18 protein-coding genes are annotated in these 15,212 nt (G+C 42.1%); 16 read left to right on the top strand and 2 right to left on the bottom strand.

Going from position 1 to position 15,212, the window contains the following annotated elements:
• The first annotated feature begins 14 nt into the window (after positions 1–14).
• Entirely contained in the window at positions 15–1,184 is a 1,170-nt protein-coding gene (locus tag NRF22_RS07785; RefSeq protein WP_263779973.1) for a tyrosine-type recombinase/integrase, read from the top strand.
• 416 nt (positions 1,185–1,600) lie between these two features.
• Here NRF22_RS07785 and NRF22_RS07790 read toward each other — a convergent pair whose 3' ends face one another.
• Positions 1,601–2,221 (bottom strand): NAD(P)-dependent oxidoreductase, encoded by a 621-nt coding sequence (locus NRF22_RS07790; protein WP_007745794.1) that lies wholly within the window; start codon positions 2,219–2,221, stop codon positions 1,601–1,603.
• Between the two features lie 35 nt (positions 2,222–2,256).
• A complete protein-coding gene (locus NRF22_RS07795; RefSeq protein ID WP_263779974.1) occupies positions 2,257–2,688 on the bottom strand; it encodes a nuclear transport factor 2 family protein in 432 nt (143 codons plus the stop codon).
• Between the two features lie 108 nt (positions 2,689–2,796).
• Between NRF22_RS07795 and NRF22_RS07800 the strand changes: the two genes are divergently transcribed.
• From NRF22_RS07800 to trxB, 15 genes are all read left to right on the top strand, one after another.
• Positions 2,797–3,180 carry a MerR family transcriptional regulator gene (locus NRF22_RS07800; RefSeq protein ID WP_007745797.1) on the top strand — a complete coding sequence of 128 codons (384 nt, stop codon included), beginning with the start codon at positions 2,797–2,799 and terminating at the stop codon, positions 3,178–3,180.
• 159 nt (positions 3,181–3,339) lie between these two features.
• Positions 3,340–3,561: a hypothetical protein gene (locus NRF22_RS07805; protein WP_263779975.1), complete on the top strand. Its 222-nt coding sequence runs from the start codon at positions 3,340–3,342 to the stop codon at positions 3,559–3,561.
• A gap of 124 nt (positions 3,562–3,685) precedes the next feature.
• Positions 3,686–4,805 (top strand): peptide chain release factor 2 gene (gene prfB, locus NRF22_RS07810; protein ID WP_263779976.1). Its coding sequence is split into 2 segments (ribosomal slippage): positions 3,686–3,757 and positions 3,759–4,805, totalling 1,119 coding nucleotides; the frame shifts between segments, so codons are not numbered across the junction.
• 113 nt (positions 4,806–4,918) lie between these two features.
• Entirely contained in the window at positions 4,919–5,809 is an 891-nt protein-coding gene (locus NRF22_RS07815) for a phosphate ABC transporter substrate-binding protein (protein ID WP_263779977.1), read from the top strand.
• 35 nt (positions 5,810–5,844) lie between these two features.
• Positions 5,845–6,747 carry a phosphate ABC transporter substrate-binding protein gene (locus NRF22_RS07820; RefSeq protein ID WP_007745805.1) on the top strand — a complete coding sequence of 301 codons (903 nt, stop codon included), beginning with the start codon at positions 5,845–5,847 and terminating at the stop codon, positions 6,745–6,747.
• Positions 6,748–6,750: 3 nt separating this feature from the next.
• Entirely contained in the window at positions 6,751–7,710 is a 960-nt protein-coding gene (gene pstC, locus NRF22_RS07825; RefSeq protein ID WP_007745806.1) for a phosphate ABC transporter permease subunit PstC, read from the top strand.
• Positions 7,710–8,606 carry a phosphate ABC transporter permease PstA gene (pstA, locus tag NRF22_RS07830; RefSeq protein ID WP_007745807.1) on the top strand — a complete coding sequence of 299 codons (897 nt, stop codon included), beginning with the start codon at positions 7,710–7,712 and terminating at the stop codon, positions 8,604–8,606. The genes pstC and pstA overlap by 1 nt, the downstream gene beginning before the upstream one ends.
• 2 nt (positions 8,607–8,608) lie before the next feature.
• Entirely contained in the window at positions 8,609–9,463 is an 855-nt protein-coding gene (pstB, locus tag NRF22_RS07835) for a phosphate ABC transporter ATP-binding protein PstB (protein ID WP_007745808.1), read from the top strand.
• A complete protein-coding gene (pstB, locus tag NRF22_RS07840) occupies positions 9,463–10,227 on the top strand; it encodes a phosphate ABC transporter ATP-binding protein PstB (protein WP_263779978.1) in 765 nt (254 codons plus the stop codon). Before pstB (NRF22_RS07835) ends, pstB (NRF22_RS07840) begins: the two co-directional genes overlap by 1 nt.
• 27 nt (positions 10,228–10,254) lie before the next feature.
• A complete protein-coding gene (phoU, locus tag NRF22_RS07845) occupies positions 10,255–10,941 on the top strand; it encodes a phosphate signaling complex protein PhoU (RefSeq protein ID WP_007745810.1) in 687 nt (228 codons plus the stop codon).
• Positions 10,942–10,955: 14 nt separating this feature from the next.
• Entirely contained in the window at positions 10,956–11,300 is a 345-nt protein-coding gene (locus NRF22_RS07850) for a phage holin family protein (protein WP_007745811.1), read from the top strand.
• A 3-nt stretch (positions 11,301–11,303) separates the two neighbouring features.
• Positions 11,304–12,263, top strand: a complete 960-nt coding sequence (hprK, locus tag NRF22_RS07855) for an HPr(Ser) kinase/phosphatase (RefSeq protein ID WP_263779979.1) — start codon at positions 11,304–11,306, stop codon at positions 12,261–12,263.
• Positions 12,244–13,266, top strand: coding sequence for an NAD(P)H-dependent glycerol-3-phosphate dehydrogenase (locus NRF22_RS07860; protein WP_263779980.1), 1,023 nt, complete (start codon positions 12,244–12,246; stop codon positions 13,264–13,266). Before hprK ends, NRF22_RS07860 begins: the two co-directional genes overlap by 20 nt.
• Positions 13,267–13,271: 5 nt before the next feature.
• Positions 13,272–14,147, top strand: coding sequence for a UTP--glucose-1-phosphate uridylyltransferase GalU (galU, locus tag NRF22_RS07865; RefSeq protein ID WP_263779981.1), 876 nt, complete (start codon positions 13,272–13,274; stop codon positions 14,145–14,147).
• A 103-nt stretch (positions 14,148–14,250) separates the two neighbouring features.
• Positions 14,251–15,192: a thioredoxin-disulfide reductase gene (trxB, locus tag NRF22_RS07870; RefSeq protein WP_007745817.1), complete on the top strand. Its 942-nt coding sequence runs from the start codon at positions 14,251–14,253 to the stop codon at positions 15,190–15,192.
• The last annotated feature ends 20 nt before the right edge of the window (positions 15,193–15,212 follow it).

The raw sequence follows: 15,212 nt of genomic DNA on the forward strand, positions 1-15,212 counted from the left end.
CTGTCATTGAATAAATGACAATGAAAATTAGAAGTAAAACCTTGAAAAATGGACTTAAGTCCTATTATTTTAGAATCGTGTTGAATGGCAAACCAACCATGAAAAGCGGTTATATCAGCAATAAAGAGGCTGTAAACGCCTATCGGGCTTACAAAGTGGCTGAAGCGCATGGGCAGCTAGAAAGCCAGCAAGTTAAACGGGTAACCTTTAAGGAATTGGCCGATCAGTGGCTAACCATGAAAGCTAAAGAGGTCAAGCCATCCACTTACAGGAAGATTGAAGAGCGCTATAAGCTGCATATTGAACCGTACTTCAAAGGTATCTATTTAGATGAACTCACGCCGATCAAAGCACAAAAGTTTGTTAATGGCCTTGCAGCTAAGCTAGTTGGCTACACCGACTCTTTAGATATTGTGAATCAAGTCTATAAAAAGGCTGTACAGTACGGTTATGTTAAAGACAATCCCTTTGCTAATGTGGATAAACCGAGAGCTAAAAAAGCACCATTTAGTGCCTCTGTGAAGTTCTATGATGTCGAACAACTCAGACGGTTTCTAAACAGTGCTTATCAGCTATATTCCAAGGACCATTATAGCCGATACTTGTTTTTCAGGCTATTAGCCTTTACAGGGATGAGAAAAGGCGAAGCGTTAGCTTTGAACTGGGATGATGTTGATTTCAGCAATAAAACGCTGTCGATCTCTAAGACGGTTGTCACGGTTGAGAGTGGCGAAGTTATTTCTGATGAGCCTAAAACCAAAGCCAGCAACCGCTTGATGACGTTGGACGATGAGACCGTGTCAGCGTTGGCTGAATGGAAGCTCAGGCAGCATGATCTGTATAAAGCACTAGGCTACTCGGCATCCCCGTGCAGCTACGTTTTTAATAGCGAGGTCAATTCATTTATTAGTTTGAGCCGTCCTAGAGCGTGGGCGAGAGCGATAGCTAAGGCGGCTGACCTACCACCAATCATTATCCATGGCTTTCGGCATACTTATGCCACGTTAGCTGTCCAATCGGGGATGGATATTAAACAGCTCCAGTACCAGCTTGGTCATAACGATGTGCATACAACTTTGCAGATATACGCTGAAGTAACCAAGAAACAGAAAACAGAAACAGCGAAGATTTTTGCTAATTTCGTCAACGAAAGTAATATTAAAAGTAATACCGCAAAGCCCTGAATTTCTAAAGCCTTGTGACACAAGGGATAGAGCGTTTATAGTTCGAATCTCTCTCCATCCATATTGATATGTTGACAAGGCACTTTAACCGTACGGTTGAGCGCTTTTATTTTTACTGATTGACATTCAAAGTTCCGTTTACTACTTTGCCTTGTTTTTGCAACTGTTGAAGTCGGTCATATATAAATTTGCTTAGTACTATGGCAACCTTCATTACACACAGTTCAACCTCTGTCTTTTTGTTGGCTAAACGTTTTATGTTGATCTGACCGTAATCAGCATCAACTCGAGTTATGAGATTTCAATGTGATATATCTGGAATCTGATAGTTAAATTTAAAATTGGCTCCTTTGAGGATATACAAAAACGATCTGCCTTGTGATCCCAGTGCCCAGGTAGATCGTCTTTGCCAGTATCTAGTTTTCGGATATTGTCATCATGCTATTGATAAATTTAGGTGATTTAATTTCGTTAACTAGTGCAGTTGTATAATCCTGATAGCCGATAATTGATTCGCTATTTTGGTTTGTTAGCACAACATCGGTTCCGAGTGAATAGTCATCCGTTTCTGGACGGGAATACTCAAAATTGACAGCTGGAGCAAAAAAGGTCCATGGGAATTGGGCATTTTCTTTGAGATATCGATAGGCTTTTTCAAAATTAATTGAAGGTGTCCTCATAAATCCTAAATTATCGTAGATTTTGCCGGTCCTCGAGTCGTCCGTATATAAATGGCCAGCAGAGCCCACTACTAATAATCTAGTCTGAGATCCATTTAATATCGAGACCAGATGCTGAGCTACGTCAATATGCTTTTTCTCATCACCTATGGGAAAACCGATTGCATTGATGAGGATATCTAAATCGGATACATCCTTTTTTGAAATATCGAAAATATCCCGCTTCTGATAGGGCACATTTTTTACTAATTTCTTAGGGTGCCGAACAAAAGCCGTGACATCCATACCTGCTTGTAAACATTTGTCGGTGATGAGACTACCAGACTTGCCGCTTGCAGCAATAATTCCAACTTTCATGAATTGCCTCTTTCTTTTTCATTTCTCTTAGCAAGTTACTTTAAACTTCTATTTTCAATAAAATCAATGTGTAAATCACGTTCTTTAAACAGCCAGCGATTATCTTTTTTTATCAAGGTGTCCTCATATCGGATATACATGACCATTAGACTCTTTGCGTCTTTTCCCTCGTTTTTAATATGATGCGCAATTGTGTAAACGTAAGCCTTGGCCTCATTTTCGTTTTTGATTGTGATTTTCTTTTGGCCGATAAAATGGAAGGTTTTTTCGTATTGGTTTAGTCCCGAAAAACCATCTAGTAAAGCTTGGGATCCTGAAATAATTTGCGGGTCATTCGGTTTTCCAGGGAAATAAACAGCTGTTTTTGCATCATCAGTAAATAAAGCCAACTGGGAATCAGCCTGTCTGGTGTCGGCAAAAGTTGCGTAATCATCAATTAAATTTTCTATTTCTTGAGTATCGTTCATAGCCAGTGCCTCTTAAGATTTTGATTTCTAAAATTTATTATCATTTTCCAAATGACAAATTGATGCTAGCATGCTAGAGTTGGTCTAGTGCAAGAGAAAAAAGAGATCATGACTAGTAAAGTTGAAAAAAATAGATATATTGGAGACGTATCAGCAGAATTCGGGCTTAGTATTTATGCTCTACGATATTATGAAAAAATCGGTTTATTAAACGTTCCTAGAGATGAGAACGGCATCCGTTTATTTGATGCTGATAATCTAGCGCGTGTGGATGCGATTGTGCACTATCGGCGAGCTGGTTTAACAATTAAACAAATTCAACATATTTTTGTGACTCCCGATCAGGATGAACAGCATCTACAAATTCTTTTCAAAGCCAAGCGGGATCTGAATCAGAAGATATCTGATTTGATGGAGACAATGAAATATTTGAATTTCAAAATAGATTATCATCAAACACATTTAAATGAAAAAGAAAGCCACACGCGATAAGCGATATAGGCCAGTTTCGATTTGTTGCTTACTCTTTGGGCGCTAGTTTATCAATGTAACGCTTGCTTTATTGATCGTATTCCTTGTTTATTCACTTAGGTGGCAGCGTCTCTTGATTGCTTGAATCAAAACGCTTATAAATAAAAGAAAGAAGGCATGATGAAAAATCCCAAAACGAGACGTCAACTCTATATTGCGGCCGATTCTGTTTGTGCCGTAGCTTTTTTCTATATGCTGATCATGGGAACTGTGACTTTTGTAAGAGCTTATATGCATGGACATAGCGTGGCTTTGTCAGCGATTTACGTGATTGCTGCTTTGCTGGCACTTTATTGGACAGCTAAAAATTTAAAACGGGATTTCAAAATGAATCACCATTAAATTCTGCAATTATCCCGAGGAAAGCATGTATTCTATTGGCATCGCCTTCAATGATTGTTAAAGTTAAAATATGGCTATACCGTTGGTAACGAGGAGAAGCTAGACGCTTGTATAAGGAGAAATAATGGAATTAGCAGAAGCAAAAAAGAGTATTGGGAATATGCAAAGCCGGATTGACGGTTTTAGGGGGTCTCTTTGACCTTGATGCCTTAGATGCATCAATTGCAGATAATGAAGATAAAATGAGCCAGCCGGATTTTTGGAATGATAACGAAGCCGCTCAAAAAGTTATTGATGAAACAAACGTTTTAAAGGATAGACGCGACTCTTTTCTCAGTTTAGATAAACAAGTCCAGGATTTGACAGCATTGATCGAATTGCTATCCGAAGAGGATGATCCGGAAATGCATGCTGAACTGGAAAATGGTATTGAAAAAACAGAAAAAGATTTACAGGCATACAATCTTCAACAGTTGCTAACCGGTAAGTATGATGCCAATAATGCGATTTTGGAAATTCATCCCGGCGAAGGCGGTACTGAATCTGCAGACTGGGCAGGCAATCTCTATCGCATGTATACGCGTTGGGCACAATCACATGATTTTAAAGTGGAAGTAACTGATTACCAGTCTGGTGATGTAGCCGGTCTCGCTTCAGCAACTTTGCGAATTATTGGTCATAATGCATATGGTTTTTTGCGCAGTGAAAAAGGCGTTCATCGTTTTGTGAGAATCAGTCCTTTTGACTCTGCTGGCCGCCGGCACACTTCTTTTGTGTCGATTGATGTCATGCCGGAATTAGATGACGATGAGATTGAAATTGAAATTCGTCCCCAGGACATTAAAATGGATGTTTACCGTTCAGGCGGAGCCGGTGGGCAGAACGTCAATAAAGTTTCCACTGCCGTACGACTCACTCATCTGCCGACCGGTATTGTGGTCGCTTCTCAAGTAGAGCGTACACAATATGGCAACCGTGATATTGCAATGAAAATGCTGAAAGCCAAACTCTACGAGATAGAGGAACAGAAACGTGCTGAAGAACATGCGAAAATTTCTGGCACGAAGTTAGAGGTCGCTTGGGGATCACAAATCCGTTCGTACGTTTTTCAACCTTACCGCATGGTTAAGGATTTACGATCAGGTTATGAAACAGGTGATACTGACGGCGTCATGGATGGGAATTTAGATCCGTTCATAAACGCCTATTTGCAATGGCAATTAGCCGAAAAAAATCCTGACTAGTTTGCATCTCTGAAACATATGAGACCCTATTTTGTGGTATCTTTTATGTGCGGAGGCATTCGTTCCCGCACATGAAAACTGAATATTAATAAGACACAAGGAGTTTCATAATTATGAGGAAATGGTTATTGAGTTTACTTGCGTTGGTTGCTATTAGCGGTGCGTCATTGACGAGCGTTAATCATGGTACAAGCGCCTTCGCAGCTTCTAAGTCAAAGTTGACTGGAAAGGTCTTAGCTGTTGGTTCAACAGCGCTTCAACCCCTTGCCGAGCAGATCGGCGAGCGCTTTTCAAGTGCACATCCTGCAGTACAGGTTACCGTGCAAGGTGGTGGATCCGGTGCTGGCTTGACACAAGTTCAAGCTGGTTCGGTCCAAGTAGGTAATTCTGATGTTTTTGCTGAAGAAAAGGATGGTATTGATGCCAGTGTTTTAGTTGACCACAAAGTCGCAGTTGTTGGAATTGCACCAGTGGTTAACTCAGATGTAAGTGTTCGAAGTCTGACGAAGAGTCAATTAAAAGATATTTTTACAGGAAAAGTTACAAATTGGAATCAGGTTGGTGGAAAAGACGAGAAGATTGTCCTGATTAACCGAGCAGCTGGTTCTGGTACGAGAGCTGTTTTTGAAAAAGCTGTGCTGGGAGATGCCACTGCAGCAACGGCTCAGGAACAAGATTCTAATGGTACGGTTCAAAAAATAATTTCAACAACACCAGGTTCTATCTCATATTTAGCTTTTGGCTACATTAAGGGACAGACTGGTCTTAGGGCTTTGAAATTAAAGAAAATTGCGCCAACAGCTAAAAATGTGCGCACGAATAAGTGGCCAATCTGGGGATATGAGCATATGTATACCCGGGGCAAAGCCAAGGGTGCTACAAAAGCCTTTATCAGTTATTTTCATAAAAAAAGTGTCAAAGGCATCATTCGTCGATTAGGTTATATTCCGCTTTCTGAAATGAAAGTGACTAAAGACGCAGATGGTGTGGTAACAACTAAGTAACAATTATCCGGGGGCTGGCCCCGGACTACATAACTATGACTAGAAAAAAACTTTTGACAAGAATCGGTATCATCGCAATCGTTGTTTTAGCACTATATTACGGGTCGACCCACCGCGGCCTGACCAGTAATTCTGCTGTCTCGCCTAATGCGACGACTAAAAATATCTTGATCGTAGGCTCAACGGCGCTGCAGCCTTTAGCAGAACGCGCCGGTGCCGAATATGAAAAAGCCAATCGCAACACCCAAATTACTGTTCAAGGTGGTGGATCCGGTGCTGGCTTGACACAGGTAGCAGCAGGTTCTGTGCAAATAGGCAATTCCGATATTTTCGCGGAAAATAGTGACGGAATTGATACCAGCAAGATCGTTGGCCATAAAGTTGCTGTGGTGGGCATAGCCCCAGTGGTCAATAAAGGCGTGGGCCTTAAGAATTTAACATCAACTCAGTTGCAGGATATTTTTACAGGCCGCGTGACAAACTGGAAACAGCTTGGGGGCCCAAATCTCACGATTACAGTGGTCAATCGTTCGGCTGGTTCGGGAACGAGATCGGTTTTTGAAGGAGCGGTGTTAGCCGGACAAGCTGCCACCAAAGCACAGGAACAAGACTCGAACGGCACGGTACAAAAGATTGTTTCTGCGACTCCGGGCGCTATTTCGTACCTAAGTTTCAGCTATATGTCTGCTCAGAATATACAAGCTTTGGATATCAACGGTGTTAGTCCGACCAGAAGCAATGTCGAAACTAATAGATGGCGAATTTGGGGTTATGAGTTTATGTATACACATGGCAAAGCACAAGGTGAGACTCGCCGTTTTATTACATTTTTCCAATCCAAAAGAATTCAGCAGGGCATTGTACAGCAGCTCGGTTACATTCCGCTAGCTGGCATGAAGGTTGATAAAAATGCGCAAGGAAAGGTTTCGGACAGATAAGCTATGCCAAGAAGAAACAACAAGAGTAATCAGGATCCAATCAGGGAATCATTATTAAGAAAGTCTATTTCAGCTAAAAAAGACAAATTTGGGAGTCGTCTGAGTCTTTCGGCACTGACTCTCATTAGTCTTGTTGTCTTATCTATTTTCTTCTTTGTTGTCAGCCGGGGCTTGATGACGTTCACTTTAGACCATATCAACCCCTTCAGGTTTATTTTCGGCACTGTCTGGAATCCAACGGCACCTGATGCACAAGGGAACTTGCAATTTGGCGCGTTGCCGATGATTGTCGGTTCTTTTCTTGTTACTTTTCTCAGTGCACTTGTTGCCACACCATTTGCAATTGCCACTTCTTTATTTATGGTTGAACTCCAACCAACGCTAGGCAAAAAAATTATGCAACCCGTCGTTGAATTATTGGTTGGTATTCCTTCTGTTGTGTATGGCTTTATTGGCCTCACCATAGTGGTGCCATTTTTACGCAGCATTTTTGGTGGTTCTGGATTTGGTATTTTAGCAGGCACGATTGTCCTGTTTGTTATGATTCTGCCGACAATTACATCAATGACTGTTGATGCGCTAAAAAATGTTCCCAATCATTATCGGGAGTCTGCACTTGCGATCGGTGCAACACGCTGGCAGATGATTTATAAAGTCATTTTGCGGGCAGCAACACCCGGAATCCTGACGGCTATTGTATTTGGCATGGCTCGTGCGTTTGGTGAGGCATTAGCTGTGCAAATGGTTGTCGGCAACGCGGCGATTATGCCAACTGGTTTGATGAATTCTGCTTCAACGCTTACTTCTGTGCTGACTCAGGGAATCGGCAATACTGCCGACGGCTCTGTGCAAAACGATGTTTTATGGACTTTAGCGATGCTGCTATTGATCATGTCTCTTATCTTTAACCTGGTTATTCGGATGATTGGAAAAAGGACAAATATTTCTCGAGGAGCGAAATAATGAATACGAAGTCAACAAATAAGATTGCTATCGTGACGATTTATTTTATTTCGGCTCTAGTAGTTGTTATTCTAGCAGCTTTACTGGTGTCGATTCTTGGCAGAGGGCTGCCAAACGTCAGTTGGCATTTTTTGACTAGCCACTCATCTGCTTTTACAGCCGGCGGTGGTATTTCTGATCAACTGTTTAATTCCTTTTATCTCTTGATATTGTCGATGCTGATCTCTTTGCCCATTGCTTTGGGTTCAGCAATTTATTTAAATGAATTTGCTAATCAGCAATCAGAGTTTATTTCGATTTTTCGTTCTGCAATCGAAGTTTTGAGTTCCCTCCCATCGGTAGTAGTTGGCTTGTTTGGCTTCTTACTCTTTGTTTTAAAGTTTCATTTTGGGTTTTCTGTTTTATCCGGCGCGGTTGCCCTCACTTTTTTTAATCTGCCTCTTTTGACCAGCTCCATTGAAAATTCGCTAGCTGCTATTCCAAATCTTCAAAGAGAAGCAGGCCTGGCTTTGGGCCTTTCAAAATGGGAAACGACTGGCAAAGTGATTTTGCCGGCCGCTGTTCCTTCGATCGTGACTGGTATTGTTTTGGCAGCTGGACGTGTTTTTGGTGAAGCGGCTGCTTTACTGTTTACAGCAGGCCAATCGGCTCCACAATTAAATTGGCTAAATTGGAATCCTTTTGATTCCAATAGCCCTTTGAATCCAATGCGGCCAGCTGAAACTTTAGCCGTACATATTTGGAAAGTTAATTCCGAAGGTACGATGCCGGATGCAGCTCGAATTTCCGCTGGTGCGTCTGCTGTGCTGATTATCATGGTTCTGATTTTTAATCTGTTGGCGAGATACCTAGGAAGTAAATTGTACAAGAAAATGACATCGGGATCGGCGAGGTGATCATGGCTAAATCAAAAACACCTGCAATTAATTATGTGAAAGATATAAAAAAACTGATTCGCTTGGATAATCCGGATAGTTACATTTCCGAACCTGATCCCGCGAGACATGAAGTAGCTTTGAAAACTGAAAATGTTTCAGTTTTCTATGGGGATAATCAGGCCTTAACAGATGCGAATCTCGCTTTTGAGCGTTTTAAAATTACGACTTTAATTGGGGCATCCGGCTCAGGGAAGTCTACTTTTCTGCGTTCTTTGAATCGTATGAACGATGGTGTTGCTCGTGTGACGGGTAAAATTATGTATCGCGGGTTAGACCTGAATTCTCCGGATGTTGATGTTTACGAAGTGCGTCGACATATTGGCATGGTTTTTCAGATGCCCAATCCCTTCGCAAAGTCTATTTATAATAACATTGCATTCGCTTTGACGCAGCGGAAAAAATATAGCAAAGAACAGTTAGACGAAATTGTCGAATCGGCCTTAAAGCAAGCTGCTTTGTGGGATCAAGTGAAAGATGACTTGCAGAAATCAGCGCTTGAATTGTCAGGCGGGCAGGCTCAAAGGCTGGTCATTGCGCGTGCGCTTGCATTGAAACCTGATATTTTATTAATGGATGAACCAACCAGCGCTTTGGATCCAAAATCGACGATGCAGATTGAAGAGACAATGATGGAATTAAAGAAAAAGTACACGATCATCGTTGTTACACACAATATGCAGCAGGCTGCCCGGATTGGTGATTACACGGCTTTCTTTCATTTGGGCAAAGTCATTGAATTCGATTTAACAAGAAAAATCTTTACGAGACCAAAAGTCAAATTGACGGATGATTATGTTTCGGGGAATTTTGGCTGATGGCAGACGAAAAATATCTATTAACAACTGAACATGTCAAGCTTTTCTACGGTGAAAAAGAAGCACTGCATGATATTAGTCTTCATTTTCCAAAAACAGGTATCACGGCTTTAATCGGACCATCTGGGTCCGGAAAATCAACATATCTTCGTGCGATAAATCGTATGCATGATTTGACGCCTGGTGTTCGTGTGGAAGGCAAGTTTTTATTTCACGGGCAGGATATTTACGCCGATAATGTCGATTTGGTTGATTTACGCAAGCGTATCGGGATGGTCTTTCAGCAGCCGACGCCTTTTCCATTCAGTGTTTATGAGAACGTTGCTTTCGGACTTAAATTAGGAAAAAAAATGCCGAAACACGAATTGGATGAGGAAGTTGAAAAGGCGCTCACACAGGCCGGTGTCTGGAATGAGGTCAAGGATCGTTTGGGTGCCAATGCCTTGGGTTTATCTGGCGGCCAGCAGCAGCGTGTCAGTGTGGCACGTGTGTTGGCGACCAAACCGGATATCTTGTTGCTAGACGAGCCAACCAGCGCTTTGGATCCAATCTCCAGCCGTGTGGTTGAAGACTCGTTGCTGGATTTACGCGATCATTATTGTTTAATTGTTGTGACGCATAACATGCAGCAGGCTGCTCGTATCAGCCAGACAACGGCCTTTTTAAATGAAGGGCGATTGGTCGAAGTAGGCAATACTCGTGATATTTTCCTGGATCCTAAAGAAAAGGAAACTCAGGATTATGTGAGCGGCCGTTTTGGATAAAATGAATAGAAAAGGAGATGATGGGGAATGAGCCGAATTTTTGACATCGAAATGGAAGATTTGGACGACCAGTTCCGCAGCATGGGGAAGATGGTTGCACGGACGATTGATAAATCAGTCGTGGCTTTTATGGCACATGATACCAAGGCCGCTGATGAAATTATTAATCGTGATCATGAGATTAACGAACGCGAGTCTGCTATTGAAAAAAAGACTTTTGAAATGATTGCGTTGTATCAGCCTGTGACAACCGATTTACGTGAAGTCGTGACTATCTTAAAAGCTGTTTCTGTTCTTGAAAGGATGGGCGATTATGCACGCGATATTGCACAATCGACCATTCGTATTCATCACCGGCAGAATGGCGATCGCAGAATGCCTGCGATTGAAAGAAAAATTTCTGAGATGGGCTTGATGGCAACAAGAACTGTCGATGAAATACTGGATGCCTATGTTTCTGATTCGATTGATGATGCTCAAAAGGTTGCCACGCACTCGCAGCATGTTGGCCAGCTATCATCAACGATTCGAAAAGATATTTTGGCTTCCATGAAGGATGATGCTGACACAGTTGATACTGGCGCTGATTACTTAGTGGTAGTTGGTTATCTTAAGCGGACCGCTGATCATGCGACTGATATTGCCGAGTGGCTGGTCTACAAGAGAAGCGGCAAAATTGTGGAATTAAATCCGGGATCTTCCAGTTTTATTTAAGGAGAAGTACCAGTATGCATTTTGTTTATAGGCTGATTGTCAATACATTAATTTTTGTTGTGTTTCACTATTTGTTTCCTAATGCTCTGACAGTTAAAGATTGGACAGCTGCAATCGTAGCAGCGGTCGTCCTTGCTTTATTGAATACCTTTTTAAAACCTTTGCTGCATATTGTGTCCTTTCCGATCACAATTTTGACGCTTGGCCTTTTTAGTATTGTTATCAATATGGTTGTTTTAGCCGTTGACGATGCTTTAGTTTCTGGCGTGACGATTCATGGTTGGGGCTGGGTATTTGTACTGAGTTTGATTTTTAGTTTTGCACAAAGTTGGATCACAAGTACTGAGAAAGTGAGGTAAAAAATGGATGAACAAATAACAGTTACGGTTAAAGATTTGGTACAGAATACTGCGTTGCGTGTAGTTTGGGGAGAAGATGATTTGGACCGGCCGATCACGGTTCCTGATATTGCGCGTCCCGGTTTGCAATTAACGGGATTTTTGGATTACTTTGAACCAAAACGCGTGCAGTTATATGGTGTTAATGAGACGGAATATGCTAAGACGATGTCGCATGAGCAGAAAATGTATGTTTTTAAAAAAATGTCAACGCCATTGACTCCGGCTTTTGTTGTCTCAACTGATCTGCAAGTCCCTGATGAATTGATTGATGCCGCTAAGGCCGCAAAAATTCCAGTTTTGACCAGCTCCTTAACTTCGTCTAGACTACTGTTGAATATGACTTATTATTTAGGTGCTCAGTTATCGGAAAGAAAAGCTGTCCATGGCGTGCTGATCGATATCAACGGCATAGGTGTGTTATTGACGGGTGACCCTGGAATTGGGAAAACTGAAGCTGCTTTGGAACTGATTCAACAAGGAAAAGCTCGTTTGATTGCTGATGACCGGGTTGATATATACGCCGAAGATGAACAGCGTCTAGTGGGGGCTCCTTCTGAAGTTCTCGCCAATTTGATGGAGGTACGCGGTATTGGTATTATCGATGTTCTTCAAACATATGGTGCCGCTGCAATTCGTGACCATACAACGATTGTGCTGAATATCGATTTAAAACGTTCTAATGAGAAAGTGTCAAACTTTGATCGCTTGGGTGACGGCGGTGCTAGTTTTGAAATTCTTGGGATAAAAATTCCCAAAATGGAGCTGCCGGTTACTTCTGGGCGTAATACAGCCAGCGTGATTGATGCGGCGGCTTTGAAATATCGTACCGAACGGATGGGTTTTGACGCATTATCCACATTAGAAGAACGCCAGCGCAAGCTGATTAAGGAAAATGAAGTCCATGACCAGCAAAACAACTAAAATAGCCGTCATTGGTGCTGGATCTTGGGGCACAGCTCTGGCTTCAACATTCTCTGGCAACGGCAATCAAGTGATGCTTTGGGGCCATAATGCTAATGATGTTGACGAAATCAATCGTTCTCATCACAATAGCCGTTATTTAAAAGATGCTCTTTTAGATGATAAGCTGCAGGCGAGCACTGATCTAGCAGCAGCGTTAAATGGCGCTGAAATTGTTTTATTTGTCGTACCAACGGTAGCAATTCGTGAGGTCGCACGTGAAGTTGGGAAACTTTTGTCTTTGACTGCCCCTGATGCATTTTTCGGCCATGCAATAAAAGGTATTGAGGTTGATTCTAATAAACGTATTAGTCAGATGATTTGCGAAGAAATGCCATTGTTAAATGAGAGCGATTTATTTTTTATTTCCGGTCCTTCACATGCTGAATCGGTGATTCGGCATGCGATCACTTTGGTAGCTGTTGCAAGTGCTAATAAAGGAAATGCACAAAAAGTTCAACAGGCATTATCCAATTCGTTTTTCCGTGTTTATACAAATTCTGACTTACCGGGTTCGGAGTATGCTGCGGCCCTGAAAAATGTGCTTGCGATTGCTGGGGGCATACTACAAGGCTTAGGAATGGCTGACAATACACAAGCAGCCTTGATTACACGTGGATTAGCAGAAATGCGTCGTTTGGGTATCGTTTTAGGCGGCCAGTCAGCCACTTTTGATGGTCTAGCCGGTCTCGGTGATTTGATTGTGACTGCTACTTCAGCCAATTCTCGCAATTTTCGCGCAGGTGTCGCATTGGCCGGTAACAAAAACATAGAACAAGTTCAAAAAGAGATGGGTATGGTCATCGAAGGCGTTCGAACAGCTAAAGCGGTAGACCAATTGTCAAAAAATAACAAAATTAGTATGCCAATTAGCCAGTCTGTCTACAAAATTCTCTATGAAAATGCGAAAATAGAAGATGTTGTTGCCGATCTAATGAATCGACCACTGATTTCGGAGGAATAATCGAGATGCTTAAAAAAGTTAAAAAGGCCGTGATTCCAGCAGCCGGTTTGGGAACGCGTTTTTTGCCGGCTACAAAAGCCTTGGCCAAGGAGATGCTGCCAATTGTCGATACACCGACAATTCAATTCATTGTTGAAGAAGCAATCAAATCTGGTATTGAAGATATTTTGATTGTCGATGGTAAATCAAAACGGTCTATCGAAGACCATTTTGATTCCAATGCTGAACTTGAAGATAACCTTTCTGCAAAGGGTAAGGATAAACTACTCAAACTGGTTCAGGACACAACTGATTTGAATATTTACTTTATTCGTCAATCGCATCCGCGTGGCCTTGGGGATGCTGTCTTAAAGGCCAAATCATTTATTGGTGATGAACCATTTGTTGTGATGCTGGGTGATGATTTGATGACGGATGAAGTGCCCTTGACTCGTCAGCTGATCGACCGCTATAACGAAACTGAACAATCGACACTAGCCGTGATGCAGGTACCTCACGAAGAGACTTCCAAGTACGGTGTGATTGATCCTGCTAAAGAAGTTAAACCGGGTTTGTTTGAGGTGAAAAACTTTGTTGAGAAACCGCGTCCGCAAGATGCACCTTCTGATTTGGCGATTATTGGACGTTACTTGTTTACGCCGACAATCTTTGAAGAACTGGAAAACACGATGCCAGGTAAAGGCAACGAAATTCAGTTAACCGATGCGATTGAGTCTTTGAATCACAAAGAGCATGTATACGCTCATCAATTTACAGGTAAAAGGTATGATATCGGTTCTAAAATCGGTTTCTTGGAAACAAATATTGAGTTTGGATTAGTTCATCCGGATACTGGTGACGAGCTTCGCAAGTATATCAAAGAGCTTGCAAAGACTCTGTAAAGTTTGCCATATCTGTCATTGATCGTCCGTTAGGACGATTTTTTATATATTTGAGCAAATGACAGCTCTGTGATAAACTAACAAATAGTAAGCAGGAGATTTTATGGCACAGAAATATGATGTGATCATTATTGGTGCAGGCCCAGCAGGCATGGCAGCAGCTACATACGCCAGCCGAGCTAATTTATCGGTTCTCATGATCGATAAGGGCATCTACGGCGGACAAATGAATGATACGGCCGAAGTTGAAAATTACCCTGGTTTTGATTCTATTTTGGGTAATGAATTGGCGGAAAAAATGTATGCCAGTTCGACGCGTTTTGGTGCTGAATATGTTTTTGGCGAAGTCGAGAATGTGATTGACCATGGTGCCAGCAAATTGGTTGTGACTGACGACGAACAGTATGAAACCAAGGTTGTTGTCGTTGCCAGTGGCGCTACACATCGTCATTTATCAGTGCCCGGCGAAGAGGAGTATGCCGGCCGCGGGGTTTCCTACTGTGCTGTTTGTGATGGTGCCTTCTTTAAGGGCGAACAAGTAACGGTTATTGGCGGTGGTGATTCAGCGATTGAAGAAGCGACTTACTTAGCTAATTTGGCTAAACAGGTGACAATTGTTCATCGCCGTGATACGCTTCGTGCCTCTAAAATTGCTCAAAAACGGGCCTTTGATAAAGCAAATATCGATTTTTCTTGGAATAAGGAGACCAAAGAAATCCTGGGCGATGGGGAAAAAGTCACTGGTATTCGCGTGTTTGATAAGGACAAGCAGGAAGAATCGATTATTAAAAGCGATGGTGTCTTCATTTATGTCGGGATTACGCCTAATACACAAGGTTTAGAAAAATTGGGTATTCTGGATGATAAGGGCTGGGTGCTGACTGACGAGAATATGCAGACGAAAGTGAACGGTGTTTTTGCTGTTGGTGATGTCCGCAAGCCTTCCATTCGTCAAATTGCTTCAGCAGTTGGCGATGGTGCTGTCGCCGGCAAATTACTGTTTGATTACATTCAAACTTTGACCGATTCGCAGGTTAAGGCTTGAAGCTGATGATATAATTTGAC

Origin of the sequence: Oenococcus kitaharae (assembly GCF_025758695.1) — a bacterium.
Lineage (GTDB): Bacteria > Bacillota > Bacilli > Lactobacillales > Lactobacillaceae > Oenococcus > Oenococcus kitaharae_A.